This window comes from Streptomyces chumphonensis, from assembly GCF_014779715.1.
GTDB classification, from domain to species: domain Bacteria; phylum Actinomycetota; class Actinomycetes; order Streptomycetales; family Streptomycetaceae; genus Streptomyces; species Streptomyces chumphonensis.
Window position 1 is genome coordinate 193,670 of record NZ_JACXYU010000010.1, and the last position, 18,327, is coordinate 211,996.

The 18,327-nt window shown below is 74.9% G+C and carries 20 protein-coding genes; 13 read left to right on the top strand and 7 right to left on the bottom strand.

The features are described 5' to 3' along the window. Positions 1-50: 50 nt before the first annotated feature. On the top strand, positions 51-1,766 hold the full coding sequence (locus tag IF129_RS18995; protein ID WP_191210922.1) for a hypothetical protein: 1,716 nt from the start codon (positions 51-53) through the stop codon (positions 1,764-1,766). A gap of 36 nt (positions 1,767-1,802) precedes the next feature. On the opposite strand, the gene IF129_RS19000 is transcribed toward IF129_RS18995, so the two are convergent. After that, positions 1,803-2,699: a transglutaminase family protein gene (locus tag IF129_RS19000; protein ID WP_191210923.1), complete on the bottom strand. Its 897-nt coding sequence runs from the start codon at positions 2,697-2,699 to the stop codon at positions 1,803-1,805. 14 nt (positions 2,700-2,713) lie between these two features. Further along, positions 2,714-3,769 carry a GNAT family N-acetyltransferase gene (locus tag IF129_RS19005; RefSeq protein WP_191210924.1) on the bottom strand — a complete coding sequence of 352 codons (1,056 nt, stop codon included), beginning with the start codon at positions 3,767-3,769 and terminating at the stop codon, positions 2,714-2,716. A 113-nt stretch (positions 3,770-3,882) separates the two neighbouring features. On the opposite strand from IF129_RS19005, the gene fdxA reads away from it, so the two are divergent. Then, positions 3,883-4,209, top strand: coding sequence for a ferredoxin (fdxA, locus tag IF129_RS19010; RefSeq protein ID WP_191210925.1), 327 nt, complete (start codon positions 3,883-3,885; stop codon positions 4,207-4,209). A 288-nt stretch (positions 4,210-4,497) separates the two neighbouring features. Further along, positions 4,498-5,604 carry a succinyldiaminopimelate transaminase gene (gene dapC, locus IF129_RS19015; RefSeq protein ID WP_191210926.1) on the top strand — a complete coding sequence of 369 codons (1,107 nt, stop codon included), beginning with the start codon at positions 4,498-4,500 and terminating at the stop codon, positions 5,602-5,604. 70 nt (positions 5,605-5,674) lie between these two features. On the opposite strand, the gene IF129_RS19020 is transcribed toward dapC, so the two are convergent. Continuing rightward, positions 5,675-6,133: an ATP-binding protein gene (locus tag IF129_RS19020; RefSeq protein ID WP_191210927.1), complete on the bottom strand. Its 459-nt coding sequence runs from the start codon at positions 6,131-6,133 to the stop codon at positions 5,675-5,677. Between the two features lie 340 nt (positions 6,134-6,473). After that, on the bottom strand, positions 6,474-7,376 hold the full coding sequence (locus tag IF129_RS19025) for a hypothetical protein (RefSeq protein ID WP_191210928.1): 903 nt from the start codon (positions 7,374-7,376) through the stop codon (positions 6,474-6,476). Between the two features lie 57 nt (positions 7,377-7,433). Here IF129_RS19025 and dapE point away from each other — a divergent pair, with 57 nt between their 5' ends. Further along, positions 7,434-8,510: a succinyl-diaminopimelate desuccinylase gene (gene dapE, locus IF129_RS19030; protein WP_191210929.1), complete on the top strand. Its 1,077-nt coding sequence runs from the start codon at positions 7,434-7,436 to the stop codon at positions 8,508-8,510. Between the two features lie 87 nt (positions 8,511-8,597). Beyond that, positions 8,598-9,380 carry an LOG family protein gene (locus tag IF129_RS19035; protein WP_191210930.1) on the top strand — a complete coding sequence of 261 codons (783 nt, stop codon included), beginning with the start codon at positions 8,598-8,600 and terminating at the stop codon, positions 9,378-9,380. A 54-nt stretch (positions 9,381-9,434) separates the two neighbouring features. Here IF129_RS19035 and folP read toward each other — a convergent pair whose 3' ends face one another. After that, on the bottom strand, positions 9,435-10,295 hold the full coding sequence (gene folP / locus IF129_RS19040; protein ID WP_191210931.1) for a dihydropteroate synthase: 861 nt from the start codon (positions 10,293-10,295) through the stop codon (positions 9,435-9,437). 193 nt (positions 10,296-10,488) lie between these two features. Between folP and IF129_RS19045 the strand changes: the two genes are divergently transcribed. Together IF129_RS19045 and IF129_RS19050 are read left to right on the top strand one after the other, a co-directional pair. Further along, positions 10,489-10,881 carry a DivIVA domain-containing protein gene (locus IF129_RS19045; protein ID WP_191210932.1) on the top strand — a complete coding sequence of 131 codons (393 nt, stop codon included), beginning with the start codon at positions 10,489-10,491 and terminating at the stop codon, positions 10,879-10,881. After that, complete coding sequence (locus IF129_RS19050; RefSeq protein ID WP_191210933.1) at positions 10,878-11,444, top strand: DNA-3-methyladenine glycosylase I; 567 nt, start codon at positions 10,878-10,880, stop codon at positions 11,442-11,444. Before IF129_RS19045 ends, IF129_RS19050 begins: the two co-directional genes overlap by 4 nt. Positions 11,445-11,461: 17 nt before the next feature. On the opposite strand, the gene IF129_RS19055 is transcribed toward IF129_RS19050, so the two are convergent. After that, entirely contained in the window at positions 11,462-12,250 is a 789-nt protein-coding gene (locus IF129_RS19055; protein WP_191210934.1) for an enoyl-CoA hydratase-related protein, read from the bottom strand. Positions 12,251-12,529: 279 nt separating this feature from the next. Between IF129_RS19055 and IF129_RS19060 the strand changes: the two genes are divergently transcribed. Beyond that, a complete protein-coding gene (locus IF129_RS19060; protein WP_191210935.1) occupies positions 12,530-12,697 on the top strand; it encodes a DUF3117 domain-containing protein in 168 nt (55 codons plus the stop codon). A gap of 124 nt (positions 12,698-12,821) precedes the next feature. Here the strand turns inward: IF129_RS19060 and IF129_RS19065 are convergent, their stop codons facing one another. Then, complete coding sequence (locus IF129_RS19065) at positions 12,822-13,502, bottom strand: O-methyltransferase (RefSeq protein ID WP_191210936.1); 681 nt, start codon at positions 13,500-13,502, stop codon at positions 12,822-12,824. A gap of 124 nt (positions 13,503-13,626) precedes the next feature. Here IF129_RS19065 and sigE point away from each other — a divergent pair, with 124 nt between their 5' ends. The 5 genes from sigE (at position 13,627) to IF129_RS19090 (ending at position 18,306) form a co-directional block, all read left to right on the top strand. After that, positions 13,627-14,409: an RNA polymerase sigma factor SigE gene (sigE, locus tag IF129_RS19070; protein WP_191210937.1), complete on the top strand. Its 783-nt coding sequence runs from the start codon at positions 13,627-13,629 to the stop codon at positions 14,407-14,409. Further along, positions 14,406-15,236, top strand: a complete 831-nt coding sequence (locus IF129_RS19075; RefSeq protein WP_191210938.1) for an anti-sigma factor family protein — start codon at positions 14,406-14,408, stop codon at positions 15,234-15,236. Before sigE ends, IF129_RS19075 begins: the two co-directional genes overlap by 4 nt. Before the next feature lie 105 nt (positions 15,237-15,341). Next, positions 15,342-16,877: a S1C family serine protease gene (locus IF129_RS19080; protein ID WP_191210939.1), complete on the top strand. Its 1,536-nt coding sequence runs from the start codon at positions 15,342-15,344 to the stop codon at positions 16,875-16,877. A gap of 113 nt (positions 16,878-16,990) precedes the next feature. Beyond that, positions 16,991-17,512, top strand: coding sequence for a sec-independent translocase (locus tag IF129_RS19085; RefSeq protein WP_191210940.1), 522 nt, complete (start codon positions 16,991-16,993; stop codon positions 17,510-17,512). A gap of 128 nt (positions 17,513-17,640) precedes the next feature. After that, positions 17,641-18,306: a hypothetical protein gene (locus tag IF129_RS19090; protein WP_191210941.1), complete on the top strand. Its 666-nt coding sequence runs from the start codon at positions 17,641-17,643 to the stop codon at positions 18,304-18,306. Positions 18,307-18,327: the final 21 nt, after the last annotated feature.

Genomic DNA, 18,327 nt, shown 5'->3' on the forward strand with positions numbered 1-18,327 from the left:
AACACCATCCCCATCGATGAGTGCGGCGCACCCAACCGGGAGATCCTGTTTTGAGCCGTGAAACCGACAGTTCGAATCCGGCGGGCAACGAACCGGGCGAACCGAAGACCGAGACCACGCTGACCACGCGCATCCGCATCAACATTCCCGGGTCGCGGCCCATTCCGCCGGTCGTCATGCGCAAGCCGGTGAGCGAGGAGGAGGCCCGGGCCGACGAAGGCGCGCCCGCGCCGGACGCGGCCGGGCCGCCGACGCCGCCGTCCGGAACCGCCGCCCCGGAGGCCGGAGCGGGCGGCCGGGAGACCAGCTCCTGGTTCGCGCCCCGCAAGCCGCCCGCCGGTCCGCCGCCGCCGGACGAGCAACAGGCCCCGGACGCAGGACCGGTGTCGCCGCAGCAGACGCCGCCCGGTGGCACCGACACCACGCGGCCGCAGGCGCCCGCGCCGCACGCGCCGCCGCCCGGCGGGCCCGCCGGGCCGACGACCGGGGCGACGGGTGACATGCCGCTGCTGCCGCCGGAGTTCACGGTCGACGGTCCCGGACAGCAGCCCCCAGGGCCGCCGTCGGTCCTGGCGCCGCCGCCCGGAGCGCAGTTCGACACCTACGGCGAACCCGCGCCGCACGGCGCACCCCATGTGGACGACGTGGACGAGGCGCAGCACGACGCGCACCGGCCCGGCGTCGGTGACACCGCCCCCGGCGGGATCCCGGCGGTGTCCGGACCCGGGGAGCCGGCGCCGGACCCGTTCGCCGAGCCCGCCGCGCCCACGCCGCCCGCGCCCCGACCGGCTCCGGCGGCGTCCCGGCCGCCCGCCAAGAAGGGCCGCTCGAAGCTGACGCTGGTCGGTGTCGCGGTGGTCGGCGTCCTCGGCATCGCCTACGGCGCGGGGCTGCTCATGAATCACGCCGACGTCCCGAACGGCACCACCGTGCTCGGCGTCGACATCGGCGGTACCGCCAAGGAGGAGGCCGTCGCCTCGTTGGAGCGGCGGATCGGAGACCGGGCGACGGAACCGCTCACGCTCGACGTCGGCGGCACCCCGCACGAGTTGAAGCCCAGCGTCGCCGGGCTCTCCTTCGACGCCGAGACCACCGTGGCAGGGGTGTCGGGGCGCGAGTACAACCCGATCGCCGTGATCGGCTCGCTCGTCGGCGGTGAGCACCCGGCCGAGCCCGTCTTCACCGTGGACGAGGAGAAGCTGCGGGCCGCGCTGGCCGAGCTCGGCGGCGGCGCGGGCGGTGCCCAGGACGGGATGATCCGGTTCGAGGGCGGCGAGCCGGTCGTCGTCGAGGGCCGGGCGCGGCAGGCCGTCGACCCGGAGCAGGCGGCCGAGACCGTCGAGGCCGCCTACCGGGAGCGGGCGGCCACCGGCCAGGACACCGTGATCGAGCTTCCCGTGGGCGAGCAGACGCCCCAGGTCACCGACGCGGAGTTCGAGCGCGCGATCGAGGAGTTCGGCGAGCCCGCCATGTCCGGGCTGGTCACCGTGCGGGCCGGGACGGCTGAGATCAGCTTCAGCCCCGAGCGCTCCCTGCCCAAGTTCCTCTCGATGCGGGCGACGCCGGACGGCAAGCTCGTCGACCACTACGACCTGGAAGCGCTGGAGGAGCTGTACGGCAGCACCTTCGACGGTGTCCTGGTCACGCGCGGGGACGGCAGCAGCACGCCGGTCACCCCGGAGGACGTGGCCGGGGTGCTCCGCACCGCGCTGCTGGAGACGGACCCGGCGCAGCGGGTCGGCGTCATCGAGCTGAACGGCGGGTAGGCGGCGCGGGCAGCGACTCCGCGTGCCGGGCCCGGCTCAGTTGAGCCGGGCCCGCGCGGCGTGCGCCTCACCGCGTGCGCTCCGCGCGGCGTCCGGGTCGGCCGCCGCGACGAGGTCGGCGTACTCCTCCAGCGCCCGTGCGCCGCCGAGGAAGTCCCCGCGTTCCACCAGCAACCGGGCCCGCTCGTGCCGGAGCCGCACCGGGTGGTGCGGCAGCAGCAGGGACAACTCCACCGCCCAGAGCCGGACGTCGACGCGCTCCGGGCGGGCCGCGGCCCAGACCCGGATGTTGCCGAGGATCCGCCGCACGATGTCCAGCGGTTCGGCCGGGACCAGCAGGGACGGGGACAGCCGCCCGCCCGTCCCGAACCCCGCCCCGGCGACCAGCGCCCCGGCGTCCTCCGGGGAGAGCGGCCGGCCGCCCGCGAACGGGTCGGCCAGCACGTGGTCGGGCCCCTGCGGATCGCCGAAGCCGACGACGAAGTGGCCGGGCAGCCCCACCCCGTGGACCGGCGCCCCCGCCCGCCGGGCCACCTCCAGCCACACGACCGACAGCAGGATCGGCAGCCCGCGCCGGCGCCGCAGGACCGCCCCGAGCAGGGAGGAGTCCAGCCGCTGGTAGTCCGCCTCGGTGCCGTGGAAGCCCTCACGCCCGCCCAGCAGCCCGGCCAGGGCCCCCGCCCACTCCTCGGGGGTGCGTCCGGTGGCGTAGGGCAGCAGCCCGGTCAGCCGGTCCAGCTCGATCTGCCCGGCGTCCACGATCGCGTCCACCCGGCTCTCCGGGGAGACGACGAGCGGGGTCCCGCCCGCGTGCGGGGAGACCTCGCCCGCTTCCGGATCGGCCGCCGCGCAGATCAGCAGGCACAGCACCGCGAGGTCGGGGCGCTCGGCGCGGACGGCCTCGGAGAACCGTTCCCGTACGGTCGGGTCCATGGTGCGCCCGCCCCTCAGCCCCGCGACGCGGGGTCGTGGTGGCCGTGGCGGTAGTGGTGATAGCGGTGGTGCGCGGCGAAGCCGAGCCGCTCGTAGAGGGCGAGCGCCGGCTCGTTGTCCGACTCCACCTGGAGGTACGCCGCCGAGGCGCCCTCCGCCAGCGCCCGCCGGGCCAGTGCGGCCATGACCGCCGAGGCCAGACCCTCCCGGCGGCGGGCCGGATCGACCTCGACCGCCGCGAACCCCGCCCAGCGGCCGTCGACCACGCACCGCCCCACGGCGGCCGGTGCCCCCTCGCCGGGCACCGCGGCGAACCACACGGAGGGCCCGCCGCCGAGCACCGAGGCGACCTCGGGCGGCGCCTCGCGGGATCGCCGGTAGCGCGCCAGCCACCCGGCGTCGACCGTTCGGCTCAGCACGACCGTCGCCTCAGCGCCCTGCCCGGTGGCGGTGCGCCCGGCGTGCATCTCCTGCGCCACGTCGGCGACCGGGGCCAGCCCGGCGATCCGCACCTCGGCCGAGACCTCGCGCCGCCAGCCGCGCTCGTCCAGCGCCGCCGCCAGCGCTTCGTCGGTGCCCTCGGCCCCGGTGGCGACCTGGAGGTAGGCGGGCAGGCCGCGCCGGGCGTACCAGGCGGTGACGTGGTCGAGCGCGGCGTCGAGGGGCAGGCCCGGATCCCCCAGCGGCAGCACGGAGTTCGCCCGCCGGGTGAAACCGCCGGACGCGCGCAGCGTCCAGTCGCCCAGCCGCTCGCTCTCCACCGCGGGCCAGCCCCGCGCGGCGACGAGCGCCAGCTCGCGGTACCCCGCGGCCGGGAGCCCGCGACGGCGCGCCGGGGTGGGCGGCACGACCTTCGCGGCGACGAGACGCGTGGCCGGAATACGCACCGTCTCCCCGTCCCGTCGTGTGATCTGCACCACGCCGTGTGTCCACGAGGTGAGAACGCCGACCGTGTCGGTGAGCCGCCCCGCCCGTTCCCCGGGGTCCGTCAGGCTCCGAACGGATACACGTTTTCCCACGTCATCGGCGGTGATGCGAACTTCGTGCCGTCCGCTCATGGTGAATTCCACTGCTCTGTCTGACCCTCTTGTTCGTCTCGTGCCCGGGAACGGCGATACTAGATGCGGGCATCGACGACGCCGCGCTCCCGCGCGATATGGCCCTACCGAGGAGGAACGACAGCGTGACCTACGTCATCGCGCAGCCTTGTGTCGACCTGAAGGACAAGGCGTGCATCGAGGAGTGCCCCGTCGACTGCATCTACGAGGGCAAGCGGTCCTTGTACATCCACCCGGACGAATGCGTCGACTGCGGGGCCTGTGAGCCGGTCTGCCCGGTGGAGGCGATCTTCTACGAGGACGACACCCCGGAGGAGTGGCAGGACTTCTACAAGGCGAACGTCGAGTTCTTCGACGAGCTCGGTTCGCCCGGCGGCGCGAGCAAGCTCGGCCTGATCGACCGGGACCATCCGTTCGTGGCCGCGCTGCCGCCGCAGGAGCACAACGAGTGACGCGACCGCGTCCCCGCGCGTGACGCGATGCGCGACGGAACGCGTGGCACGACGGCGTGCGCCGGGCGCGCGCCGTCGACGTCGCGCCCCGGACGCCTGAGCCCACGCGGACACCACGGTCCCGTACGGTGCGACGCCGTACGGGACCGTGGTGTATGCCGGGGTGTGCGGTATGCCCGCCCCACGCGTCGCGCGTGTCCCGGACGTCGCTGCGCGTCCCGCACGTCACCGCCAGCGTGCCGCGGGCTTCCGCGCGCGACGCCGAGAAGAGAAAGCGAGCCCCCGCACGTGCCCACCCCGCCCTCCCTGTCGTCCCGGCTCCCCGTCTTCCCCTGGGACCGGCTGGAGCCGTACAAGGCCACCGCGGCCGACCACCCCGGTGGCATCGTCGACCTGTCCGTCGGCACGCCGGTCGACCCGGTGCCGGAGGTGATCCAGCGGGCCCTCGCCGACGCGAGTGACCGGCCCGGCTATCCGACGGTGTGGGGCACGCCCGAACTGCGGGACGCGATCACCGGGTGGTGCGCACGCCGCCTCGGCGCCCGGGGCCTTGGCCCCGCCGAGGTCCTGCCCGTGGTCGGCTCGAAGGAACTGGTCGCCTGGCTCCCGGTCCAGCTCGGGCTGCGACCGGGTGACCGGGTGGCCTTCCCGCGCCTGGCCTACCCGACCTACGAGGTCGGCGCGCGGCTCGCCGGGGCGGAACCCGTCGCGTACGACGATCCGCGCGACGTCGACCCGGAGGGGCTGCGCCTGCTGTGGCTCAACTCGCCGTCCAACCCGACCGGGCGGGTCCTCGACGCCGACGTGCTGCGCGCCACGGTCGCCTGGGCCCGTGAGCACGGGGTGCTGCTGTTCAGCGACGAGTGCTACCTGGAGCTGGGCTGGGAGGCCGACCCCGTCTCCGTCCTGCACCCGGACGTCTGCGGGGAGAGCCACGAGGGCGTCGTCGCCGTCCACTCGCTCTCCAAGCGCTCCAACCTCGCCGGCTACCGGGCGGCCTTCCTGGCCGGGGACGCCGGGGTGCTGGGGGAGCTGCTGGCGATCCGCAAGCACGGCGGGATGATGGTGCCCGCGCCGGTGCAGGCCGCCACCGTCGCCGCGCTGAACGACGACGCGCACGTGGCCGAGCAGCGCCTGCGGTACGCGGCCCGCCGGGACGCCCTGCGTGCGGCGCTGGAGAAGTCCGGGTTCCGCATCGAGCACAGCGAGGCGTCCCTCTACCTCTGGGCGACCCGCGACGAGCCCTGCTGGGAGACGGTCGCGGACCTCGCCGGACGCGGCGTCCTCGTCGCCCCCGGCGACTTCTACGGCCCGGCCGGCGACCGGTTCGTGCGGGTGGCGCTCACCGCCACCGACGAGCGCGTCGCGGAGGCCGTCCGCCGTCTCGCGGCCTGAGCCCCGGCGCACCGAAGCCCGGGGGCCACGGGATCACCGTGGCCCCCGGGCTTCGTCCGGGCCGGGCGGGTCAGAGGGGGAGACCCGCCAGGGAGCCCTCGCCCAGCGGCACGTTGCCGGTCAGCTTGTCGGTCGGCAGGGCGTCGGTGGGCAGACCGTCCTCGGTCACGTTCGAGACGGCCTTGCCGAGCATGTCGCCGCCCGGCGCGGAGGCCTCGTCCGCCAGGCCGTCCGCGATGGGCAGTGCGGACTTGCCGAGCGCCCCCACGGTGCGCCCGGCCGCCGGGACGCCCTCCGCCACGGCCTCGCTCCCGGCCGCACCGGCCAGCTCGGAGACGTTGCCGACCGCGCCGTCGACCCCGCCGCCGAGGTCCTGGCCGTCCAGGCTGTCCAGCGTGCTCAGCCCGCCGAGGGTGGGCGTGGCGGGCAGCGGGGCGGCCTGGGCCGAGCCGGCGGCGGCACCGACGACGGAGGCCGCGCCCGCGGCCGTCAGCAGTGCGCTCTTGGCGATCCGGCGCGTGAAGGACATGATGCTCCTTTGACGGAGGGGTGTTGAGGCTGGTCTTCCGCCCGCCGGGCGCTACGCGGTGGACGCTGCCCGGTGGACGCTGTGCCTATCGGCTCCGGCGCCCTTTTGGTTGCGGCCGCTCCGGGTAAAGGATTCGCAATGTGTCGCATCATATGGGTGGGGCAAAGCGGGCAATCCTCCTGCGCGGAAGCGCCGTTGTGCACCCGATACCCGGCCGCCGCAAGGGGGACGCCCCGTTCGTCGAGGCGGCCGGTGAAACCGGCGCGGCCGTCACCCCCGGTACGTGCGGCTGACACCTCCGAGTGACCCGGAGCGGGCCCCCGACCGTGACGCGGGGGCGTCAGCCCGCCGCGGCCGTGTCCTTCGGGGCGAGGGTGATCCGCACCTCGGCCCGGCCGGCGCCCTCGGCAGCGCGCCAGCCGTCGCCGGACGCGGCCACGTCCCACTCCCGGTCGGCGTACGCGACCTCGGCGATACCCAGTTCGGAGGCGTTCGCCACGGCCCAGTGCGCCAGCTCCCAGCCACGCCGCTCGTCCTGCCCGACCGGCAGGACGACCCGTTCGGCCGGCACACTGCGGCCCCCGCCGACGTCCGCGGGCGCGAGCGCGTCCGCGCCGAACTCCCGGGCCAGCTTCCGCCGGACCTCGCCCGCGTCGCCCGCTCGCGTCATCGCGATGCCGGTGCAGCTGAGGGACGCGGCGGCCTGGCCGGTGAGCGCCTCCGTGAGCAGGGCGGCCGTCGGCTCGTGCTTGGCGTACGCGTCCGGGAACCCGCTGCGCTGCACCTCCTGCGCGGCGACCGTCAGCGGCAGTTCGGTGTAGTCCGGCACCTCGACCAGGCCCTCGTAGAACTTTCCCGCCGAGTAGACCGGGTCCATGATCTCGTCCGGCGCACCCCAGCCCATCGAGGGCCGTTGCTGGAAGAGACCGAGCGAGTCGCGGTCGCCGTAGTCGATGTTCCGCAGGCTGGACTCCTGCATCGCGGTGGCCAGACCTATCGTCACCGCCCGGTCGGGCAGGCTCCGGGCCCGCGCCACGGCGGCGATCGTCGCCGCGTTGCGCGCCATCTCCGGCTCCAGCTCGTAGGGCTCCCGGCCCTCACCGCCCCGCACCACGCAGCGCGGCGCACCGCCGCCCGTCGACACGTACTGCACCACCAGGTAGCCGGCCAGTGCGAGCAGCACCACGCCCGCCGCGGTGAACCGCAGCCACCGCCCGCCCGTACCCGCTCGCGGCTCGCCCATGCGCTCAGCCTAACGGGCGTACGGGATCCCCCAGCCGGCACCGGTAGGGTCGGGCGCATGGCCGTATCGAAGCTGGACCTGCACCAGGACGCGGCGCGCCTCACCGCGCAGCTCGTCGACATCCCCTCCGTGAGCGGCGACGAGAAGGTCCTCGCCGACGCGATCGAGCGGGCGCTCGCGGAGTGCGGCCACCTCACCGTCGACCGGTACGGCAACAACGTCGTGGCCCGAACGCACCTCGGCCGCCCCGAGCGGGTCGTGCTCGCCGGGCACATCGACACGGTGCCCGTCGCGGACAACCTGCCCTCGCGCCGGGACGCGGACGGCTTCCTGTGGGGCTGCGGCACCTCCGACATGAAGGCCGGCGTCGCCGTCCAGCTGCGCGTCGCCGCGACCGTGCCCGAGCCCAACCGCGACGTCACGTTCGTCTTCTACGACAACGAGGAGGTGGCCGCGCATCTCAACGGCCTCGGCCACCTCGCGACGGCCCGACCCGACTGGCTCGCGGGGGACTTCGCCGTCCTCCTCGAACCGTCCGGCGGCGAGGTCGAGGGCGGCTGCCAGGGCACCCTGCGCGTCAAGCTGCACCTGGCCGGCACCCGCGCCCACTCCGCCCGCAGCTGGCTCGGCGACAACGCCGTCCACCGCGCCGCGCCCGTGCTGGCCCGGCTGGCCGACTACGCACCGCGCCGCGTCGAGATCGACGGGCTGGAGTACCGCGAGGGTCTCAACGCCGTCGGCATCGAGGGCGGCGTCGCGGGCAACGTCATCCCCGACGCCTGCGTCGTCACCGTCAACTACCGCTACGCGCCCGACCTCGACGAGGAGCGCGCCCTGGCCCACGTGCGCGAGGTGTTCGACGGCTGCGGCGTGCGCGAGCTCGTCGTCGACGACCACTCCGGCGGGGCGCTGCCCGGCCTCTCCCACCCGGCGGCGGCCGCCTTCATCGAGGCCGTCGGCGGCAGCCCCCGGGCCAAGTTCGGCTGGACGGACGTCTCACGCTTCAGCGCGCTGGGCGTGCCCGCCGTCAACTACGGCCCCGGCGAACCGAACCTGGCCCACAAGGTCGACGAGCGCGTCGAGGAGGCGCTGATCCTCCACTGCGAGGAGCGGCTGCGGGCCTGGCTCTCGTGAGTGGTGCCGCGTACGCCCGGCATTCCGGCGCGCGTCATCCGCGCCTGCGTACCCTGACGTCCCTGACACATCGGGAGGGAGCACGACATGACTGAGGCGGCGCAGGAGCGGGGCCCGCAACCCGGCGAACAGCGGCCGGAGCCGGCCGACGCGCGGGAGCCCCGTGAGCAGCACCTGGGCCCGGTGGTCCGGCGCCGGGGACAGACCCTCGCGGGGACGACGGACCAGCGGCTGCTGGAGTCCGCCGGCCCCTCGGACTTCATCCACCAGGACCCGTGGCGGGTGCTGCGGATCCAGTCCGAGTTCGTCGAGGGCTTCGGCGCGCTGGCCGAGGTCGGTCCCGGCATCAGCGTGTTCGGCTCCGCCCGCACGCACGAAGGATCCCCCGAGTACGCGGCCGCCGTCGCCATCGGGCGGGGCCTGGCGGAGGCCGGCTACGCGGTGATCACCGGGGGCGGCCCCGGCGTGATGGAGGCCGCCAACCGCGGTGCCTCCGAGGCCGGCGGGACCTCCGTGGGCCTGGGCATCGAGCTGCCCTTCGAGCAGGGGCTCAACCAGTACGTCGACCTCGGCGTCAACTTCCGCTACTTCTTCGTCCGCAAGACGTGCTTCGTGAAGTACTCGCAGGGCTTCGTCGTGCTGCCGGGCGGCATGGGGACGCTCGACGAGGTCTTCGAGGCCGTCACCCTCGTGCAGACGCGGAAGGTGACGCGCTTCCCCATCGTGCTGTTCGGCTCCGCCTACTGGGAGGGGCTGCTGGGCTGGCTGCGGAGCACGGTCGCGGCCGAGGGCAAGGTGTCACCGGGCGACCTCGACCTGCTCCACCTCACCGACGACGTCGACGAGGTCATCCGGCTCGTCGCCAAGTGACGGCGGTCGCGACCGGGCCGCCACGCGCCGCCCCGGGGCGCGGGGGCGGCCGGCTCAGGCCAGGCCGCGGCGGGCGACGGCGGGCGGCCGGTGTCCGGCGATGGACGCCACCATGTCCAGCACCTGCCGCGTCTCGGCCACCTCGTGCACCCGGAAGACCTGCGCGCCCAGCCACGCCGAGACGGCGGTCGTCGCGAGCGTTCCGGTGAGGCGCTCCTTCACCGGCCGGTCCAGCGTCTCCCCGACGAAGTCCTTGTTCGACAGGGAGACCAGCACCGGCCACCCCGTCGCCGTCATCTCACCGAGCCGCCGGGTGGCTTCGAGGGAGTGCCGGGTGTTCTTGCCGAAGTCGTGGCCCGGGTCGATGAGGACGCCCGCACGCGGCACGCCGAGCGCGACGGCCCGCTCGGCCAGCCCCACGGTCGTGTCGAGGATGTCGGCCATGACGTCCTCGTAGGCGACCCGGTGCGGCCGGGTCCGGGGACGCGCGCCGCCCGCGTGGGTGCACACCAGCCCCGTGCCGTACCGCGCGGCGACCTCCGCGAGGCGCGGATCGACGCCGCCCCACGCGTCGTTCAGCACGTCGGCCCCCGCCTCGCACACCGCCTCGCCGACCTCGTGCCGCCAGGTGTCGACGCTGATCACCACCTCCGGGTGGCGCTTGCGGACCTCGGCGACGAAGGGGGCCGTGCGGCGGATCTCCTCCGCGACCCCGACCTCCTCGCCCGGACCGGCCTTCACCCCGCCGATGTCGACGACGGCCGCGCCCTCGGCCACGGCCTGTTCGACGCGGGCCAGCGCGGGCTCGTCGCGGAAGGTCGCGCCCCGGTCGTAGAAGGAGTCGGGCGTCCGGTTGACGATCGCCATGACCACCGGCTCGTGCGCGCCGAACTCCCGCCGTCCCAGCCGCAGCATCGGGCCTCCCCTTCCGTCCTCACCTGACCAGCGCGGTACTCCGCGCACCGACCTTAGCGGCGCCGCCCCGGCCGCACCCGGCCGCCACCGGTGAGCGTCCGTCACCGGCCCCGTGCCGACGGAGGGGGCCGGCCGTCACACCGGCATGGCACGATCGGAGCCTGCAGGCTTTCCGAGGGGTCCGGGAGATCACGTGTTCTGGTTTCTGCTGCTCGCGATGCTCGTGGTCGTCGGGGCGGTCACGCTCGCCGTCATCGGCAGCGCCGACGGGACGGGGCGCACCGTCCGCGGCGGTCTGACGGACCCCGAGCCGGACCGGCCGCCCGTGGTCCTGCCGCAGGACCGCCCGCTCGGCCGGGCCGACGTCGCGGAGCTGCGGCTGCCCCTCGCGCTGCGCGGCTACCGGATGGACGAGGTGGACGACGTGCTGGACCGCCTCGGCGCCGAGCTGGCCGAGCGGGACGCCCGGATCGTGGAGCTGGAGGCCGCGCTGGCCGGTTCCCAGGCGGCGGCCCGGGGAGACGCGGAGCTCCTCGGCGGGCCCGTCGAGCCCGACACCGGCGAGCACGGGGACCCGGCACGATGACGGACACCGCCCGGGGCCCCGACGGCCTGGCCCGCTGCCCCTGGGGCGCGGGCCCGGCGGACTACACGGCGTACCACGACGCGGAGTGGGGCCGTCCGGTCCGCGGGGACGACGCGCTGTTCGAACGGCTGTCCCTGGAAGCCTTCCAGTCCGGCCTGTCCTGGCTGACGATCCTCCGCCGCAGGGAGGGTTTCCGCGCGGCCTTCGCGGGCTTCCGGATCGCGGAGGTGGCCGGCTTCACCGGGGCGGACCGGGAGCGGCTCCTCGCCGACCCGGGCATCGTCCGCAACCGCGCCAAGGTGGACGCCGTGCTGGCGAACGCCCGGGTGCTGGCGGGCTGGGCCCCCGGCGAGCTGGACGCCCTGCTGTGGTCCTTCGCCCCGGCGGCCCGCCCGGCCCCGGCCGCACTGGCGGACGTCCCGGCCAGCACGCCGCGGTCCGCGGCGCTCGCCGGGGAACTGAAGCGGCGGGGCCTGCGCTTCGTCGGCCCGACGACGGCCTACGCGACGATGCAGGCGTGCGGCCTGGTCAACGACCACCTGCGGGACTGCGCCTTCCGCTGACCCCGCCCCGGCGGGTGTCAGCGGCCCGTGTAGCGGGGCCGCGCCTTCTGGACGAACGCCTCGACGGCGATGCGGTGGTCGGCGGAGCCGCCCGCCCGCAGCTGCAGCTCGGCCTCCTTGCCCAGCGTCTGGGCCAGCGAGTGCGAGGCGCCGAAGGCCAGCGCCTCCTTCATCGCGGCGAACGCCACCGTGGGTCCCTCGGCGAGCCCGCGGGCGACGGCCTCCGCCTCGGCGGCGAGGTCCTCCGCCGGGACGACCCGGTGCGCCAGCCCCAGCTCCAGCGCCTCGGCGGCCTTCACCGCGCGCGGGAAGAGCAGCAGCTCGGCCGCCCGGCCGGGGCCCACGAGCCGGGGCAGCGTCCAGGCCATGCCCGAGTCGGTGGAGAGGGCCACCCCGGCGAACGCCGTGGTGAAGGAGGCCGTGTCCGCGATGATCCGGTGGTCGGCGGCGAAGGCGAACCCCGCCCCGGCGCCGGCGGCCACTCCGTTCACGGCGGCCACCACCGGCTTCGGCATGGTGGCGATGGCCAGGGTGATCGGGTTGTAGTGCTCCTCGACGGTCGTCAGCGCGGCGCCGCCGTGCTCCTCCAGCGCACCGACGTGCTCCTTGAGGTCCTGGCCGACGCAGAACGCGCGGCCGGCCCCCGTCAGCAGGACGGCCCGGACCTCCGGGTCGTCCGCCGCCCGGCGCAGGGCGTCCCGGAGGGCGTTCTTGAGCTCGTTGTCGAGGGCGTTCATCGCCTCGGGACGATTGAGCGTGATCGTCGCGAGGCCCTCGGTCATGTCGTAGCGCACGGTGTCGGCCATGCGCCCAGCATGGCGGAGATCATCCGGCGCCGATATACGGACGCCGGTGTGACCTGCGTCAAACCGGCCGCCCGGGGTGAGCCCGTGGTATTGCGGGGGTGATCCCCCGATTGGGGGGTTTTGCGCGAAGCGCTTGCCGAGGAGTTGACGAGCGATGTTGGTCATCGGGTCCTGCGATGCGGGATAATGGCCGGGAACCCATGTGTTCGATGCCGGTGACACGTGCCTGAGCAGGGGCCGTCGGCTGATGTTGAGCTGGTTTCAGGAAGGGGAACGAGCATGGCGGCCATGAAGCCGCGGACGGGCGATGGCCCGCTCGAGGTGACCAAGGAGGGGCGGGGCATCATCATGCGCGTTCCGCTTGAGGGCGGTGGGCGGCTCGTGGTCGAGCTGACCCCCGACGAGGCGGTCGCTCTCGGCGAGGAACTGAAGAAGGTCTGCGACTGACCTCGGCTCCGGCACCGCTTGATCTTCCGCCGCCCCCGCAGCGCCCTCGCGCGGCGGGGGCGGCGGTGTCGTTCGGTCCGGGCGCCGCGCGGCGCCGTCCTTCCCTCCGGAGCGTCCCGGCGCCTCAGCGGCGGACGGCACAGAGCAGTCCGTCGCCCACCGGCAGCAGCGAGGGCAGGAGCCGCGCGTCGTCCCGCACCGCCCGCAGCAGCTCCCGTACGCCCAGCACCTCCGCCGACTGGGCGCCCGAGTCCACGGTGCGGCCGTCGGCGAAGACGCCCTCGAAGCAGATCAGCCCGCCCTGCCGCAGCAGGCGCGACGACTCGTCCAGGTAGTGCGGATACTCGGTGCGGTCGCCGTCGCAGAAGACGAGGTCGTACCCGCCGTCCGCCAGCCGGGGCAGGACGTCGAGCGCCCGGCCCGGGATGAATCGGGCCCGGTTGGCGGCGAACCCGGCGGCCCGGAACGCCTCCCGGGCGAACTGCTGGCACTCCGGCTCGATGTCGACCGTGGTGAGGACCCCGTCGGGGCGCATGCCGTGCAGCAGGTGCAGGCCCGACACCCCGGTGCCCGTACCGATCTCGACGACCGCCTTGGCGTCCGTGGCGGCGGCGAGCAGCCGCAGGGTGGCCCCCGTGCCGTCGGAGACCGGACGCATCCCGGCCTCCCGGGCCCGGTCCCGGCACCAGGACAGCGTGACGTGCACCGTGCTGTCGGCGGGCTCCCCGCCATACGCATCGGCGAACGCCCAGCTCATCAGCCGGTTGCCGGTAATGTCCGTCTCCTGTCCCCGCGAATCACCCAACGGGACTGTATCCGTTGCTCCGGGAACCCGCTGATGGGACCACGCGTTGAAGGGGACAGGCAGGGAACGGCCCGGGGGGAAAGCCGGGCAAAGTGTTTATCCGGAGCTAACGGGTGAGGTGGCTATGGTAGGGGCTCCACTGGACACCACCAGAGCCACCAGGGGAGGTGCGGCTCATCGCGGTGACCGGGGTGTACTCCGGTACTTCCGACGGTCCTCCGCCGAGCCACCATCCGTGACAGACACCGCTGACCACCGTCAGGCCGCCGACTCCGCTCGTGACGCGGCGCCCGCCGCCCGCGCCACCTTCGCCGGCGAAGCGGACGGCCAGGCCTGGGCTCCTCCTTCCTGGGAGGAGATCGTCAGCACGCACAGCGCACGGGTCTACCGCCTCGCCTACCGCCTCACGGGCAACCAGCACGACGCCGAGGACCTCACGCAGGAGGTCTTCGTCCGCGTCTTCCGCTCCCTTTCGACGTACACGCCCGGCACCTTCGAGGGCTGGCTGCACCGCATCACCACGAACCTCTTCCTGGACACGGTCCGGCGCAAGCAGCGCATCCGCTTCGACGCCCTGGCCGACGACGCCGCCGAGCGGCTGCCCAGCCGGGAGCCCTCCCCGCAGCAGCACTTCAACGACACCCACTTCGACGCGGACGTCCAGCACGCCCTGGACACCCTGGCCCCCGAGTTCCGCGCGGCCGTCGTCCTGTGCGACATCGAGGGGCTGTCCTACGAGGAGATCGCCGCGACGCTCGGCGTCAAGCTCGGCACCGTCCGCAGCCGCATCCACCGGGGCCGCTCCCACCTGCGCAAGTCGCTCGACCACCGCTCGCCCACCCGTCGCGGAGCCCGCCGCCCCACCGCAGTGGCCGTGGGGGTGCCCGCGGAAGGTGGTGCCGTATGAACGGGACGCCCGGGCCCACCCGGGCCGAGCAGCACCTCGGTGACCGGCTCGCCGCCCTGGTCGACGGCGAGCTGAGCCATGACGCCCGCGAACGGGTCCTCGCCCACCTGGCCACCTGCCAGGGCTGCAAGGCCGAGGCCGACGCCCAGCGCCGGATGAAGAGCGTCTTCGCCGACACCGCGCCGCCGCCGCCGTCCGAGGGCCTGCTGGCCCGCCTCCAGGGCCTGCCCGTCAGCACGCAGGACGACACTCCCGGCCCCGGCGGAGGTGCCGGGCGACCGCACGTCAGCCCGCTCGCGTTCTCCTACTTCCCCGGCGGCGACGGCCCCGTCAGCCTGCTCCACCCCGAGCGGGGCTTCCCCGTGCACCGGCCGCCGGAGCCGGAGCGGGGTTCGGCCTCACGCGGCCGACGCCGGTTCGCGTTCGTCGCGGCGGGTGCGTTCTCCGTGGCCGCCTTCGCGCTCGGCGGCGCCCTCGGCCCCGGGGCGGCGGGCAGCGGCTCCCCGTCCTCCACGGGCCCCGGTACCGCGCCCCTGCGCCCGACGGCCGGTGTGGAGCGTCCGGCGGAGCGCCGCAACGAGACGGCGGGTCAGGCCGTCACGCCGGTGCGCCAGGGTCCCCAGGGCCCGGTGGCCGGCGGCGGCCCCACGGCCTCGGCCGTCAGCACCGCCGACCGGCCGCCGCGCCGCACCACCCCGCTGCTTCCCCTGGCGGGCGCTCCCGGCGCGCTCCACGCCCCGTTGCCACCGCCGTCCCTGCGGGCGCCCCACCTGCACCACCCCTCTCCGGCTCCGGGTACCGCGCCCCTGGCGATCTCGCGGCGCTGAGCCGTACCGCCGGGGGCGTACGGCCGGTGTCATCGGTGGTGCGGCCCGCCGAGGGCAACTGGTTCAATGCCTTGCGTCAGGACGAGCCGACCGAGTGGGGAACCGATGGACGAGGCGAGGGCCACCCGTACGACGCCGCAGTGGTGGAGCCGCCCCCGTCCGACCCCGCCGCCCCGGGCCACCGCGCCGGAGCCGCGGCGGGAGCCCCTCGGAGACGAGGCCGGCACCCGGCCCGTGCCCCGGCACGGCGAGGACCCGTACGCCACGCCGCCCTACGGCGACCCCGGGCCCTGGTCCCCCGCACCGCTCGTCCAGCACCCCGGGTCCACCCCGGCGGCCGGTACCCCCGTGCCGTCCGGAGTGGTTCCCGACGCCCCGGTGCCCGTTCCGGCGGCCCCGACCGCTCCCGCGTCGGCCCCGCCGACCGGGCCCACCGGGCCGGCGCCCGCGGGGCCCGCGCCCGTCCCGTCGGCATGGCGGGGCTACGACCCGTGGGCCCGCCCGCCCGCGCGGACGACGCCGCCGGCGGTCGGCACCGGACCGGGCCGAGCCCGCCGCGCGCGGCTGCTCGCCGTCCTCCTCGCGTGTGTGCTGGTCGCCGGGCTGGCGGGCGGGTACCTGGGCGCACTGCTGGAGCGCAACGGCGAGTTCGGTACGGTCACGCTGCCGCAGGCCGCACCCGTCGGGCCGGACCGGCCGGAGGACAGTGTGGCCGGGATCGCCGCCGCGACCCTTCCCGGCGTCGTGACGCTGCACGTCAGCGGAGGCGGTGCCCAGGGCACCGGGACGGGCTTCGTGCTGGACGAGCGCGGTCACATCCTCACCAACCACCACGTCGTCAGCCCGGCCGGTGCCGACGGCCGGATACAGGTGACGTTCAGCAGCGGCCAGACGGCCCAGGGCCGGCTCGTCGGCGGGGACGGCGGCTACGACCTGGCGGTGGTGAAGGTCGACGGCGTGCGCAACCTCAAGCCGCTGCCGCTGGGCGACTCGGACGCCGTCCGGGTGGGTGACCCGGTCGTGGCGATCGGCGCGCCCTTCGACCTGGCCGGAACGGTCACCTCGGGCATCATCAGCGCGAAGGAGCGCCCCATCACGGCGGGCGGCGACGACGCGAGCGACGTCAGCTACGTGGACGCCCTGCAGACCGACGCCCCCATCAACCCCGGCAACTCCGGCGGGCCGCTGGTGGACGTCGAGGGGCGGGTGATCGGGGTCAACAGCGCGATCCGGTCGGCCGAGGGGCAGTTGGGGGAGACCCGCGGCGGGTCCATCGGGCTCGGCTTCGCCATACCCGTCAACCAGGCCAAGCGCGTCGCCGAGGAGCTCATCAACACCGGCCGGGCCACCCATCCGGTGATCGGGGTGCGGGTGGACATGTCCTTCACCGGGGACGGCGCGCGCGTCGGCGTGGCCGACGGCGGTCGCCCGGCGGTGGTCGAGGGCGGCCCGGCCGACCGCGCGGGCATCGAGGAGGGCGACGTCATCACGGCGGTGGACGGCGACGTGGTCCGTACCGGCGAGGAGCTGATCGTCAAGATCCGCAGTCACCGTCCGGGAGACCGGCTGGACCTGACCGTCCTGCGCGACGGCCGGGAGGAGAGCGTCACCGTGACCTTGGACACGGCGGGCGGCGAATGAACCCCTGACCCCGACGCGTCGGGTCCACCGACTCCCGCCGGGCGCCCCCGTCCGGGTACCGTGACGGGCGGGGCCCGACACCCCGCCCGGCAGAGCCTTGGAGGAGCGGCACAGTGTTCATGGACATAGGAGCCCTCGAGTTCGTGGTGCTGTTCATCCTCGCCGTGCTCCTCTTCGGCCCGGACAAGCTCCCGAAGCTGATCCAGGACGTCGCGGGGTTCATCCGCAAGGTGCGGCAGTTCTCCGACAACGCCAGGGACGACATCAGGAAGGAGCTCGGTCCGGACTACCAGGACTTCGAGTTCCAGGACCTGCACCCCAAGCGTTTCGCCCAGAAGCACCTGATGGGGGAGGACGACGCCCTCGGCCTCAAGGAGCTGCGCAACAGCCTGGACGTCCGGGAGGACCTGCGCGCCCTCGACGTGCGCAAGGAGCTGACGGAGATGACCGACGTGGTGAGCGGCCGGGGTGCGCCCGGCCCCGTCGCCGCGGCCGGCACGGGCGCGGCGGCCGCCGGGGCCGCCGCCGGGGCCGGGCAGGGCTCCGGAACGTCCTCCACCGTCCCCGACCTGCTGCGGAAGAAGGACGTGGAGCCCGCGCGGACCCCGCCGCCGTTCGACGCGGACGCCACCTGAGGCCGGACACGTCGGATTCATCACCTGATCAACTGATCCCCTGATCGGACACGGCGCGTCCTGGTAGTTATCCTCCCTGTGTCCAGGGCAGTAAGCCCGGGTGTCACCGGCGAGGAGGCTTCGCGTACATGGAGAGCACCAGACGGGCGGCACAGACACCGGCGTTCGCCCCGGCTCCGACCGCACACCGCAGCGTGGACGGGTACCTCATGGCCGCCTTCCCGTGGTACGGGCTGGACGAGGCCTTCACCGGACCGCGCTGGCTGATGCAGGTCGGTGCCGCGGCCGACGGCACCGTCGAGCACGGCTCCACCGGCCACGGCGAGGAGCCGTCGCTGCGGGTGGAGACGAGCCCCCACGAGCAGCGCTTCGCCGTCGTCGTCACCGTGGCGAGCCGTCCGCTGCGCCGCAGCGCGGACGGCACGGGGATGCTGGAGGCCACCTCGGTCTCCTCGGCGGCCTGGCTGGCCGGTTCGGGCCTGCTGTCGTGCACGTGGCCCACGCACATGGAGCGGGCGCTGCGGCAGGACTGGCTCGACCAGCAGACGGCCATCGCCTGGGACCTGGCCGACCACGTCGGGGGCGAGGGCTGGTCGACGCTGAACCTGCCGGTGGACGGCACGCCCACGCCGTTCCACCACCGCGACTCCGAGTACGGCTGGGTGCTGGCGGGCTCGGCGGGGAACGACGTCCACATCGGGGCCTACGGGCGCGGTATGAGCGCCTACGGTCTCGGCTTCAGCGTGATCCAGGACATCACGGCCTACGCGGCGTCGGCGGCCGGGACGGAGTGAGGCGGCACGCGCACGGGGGTG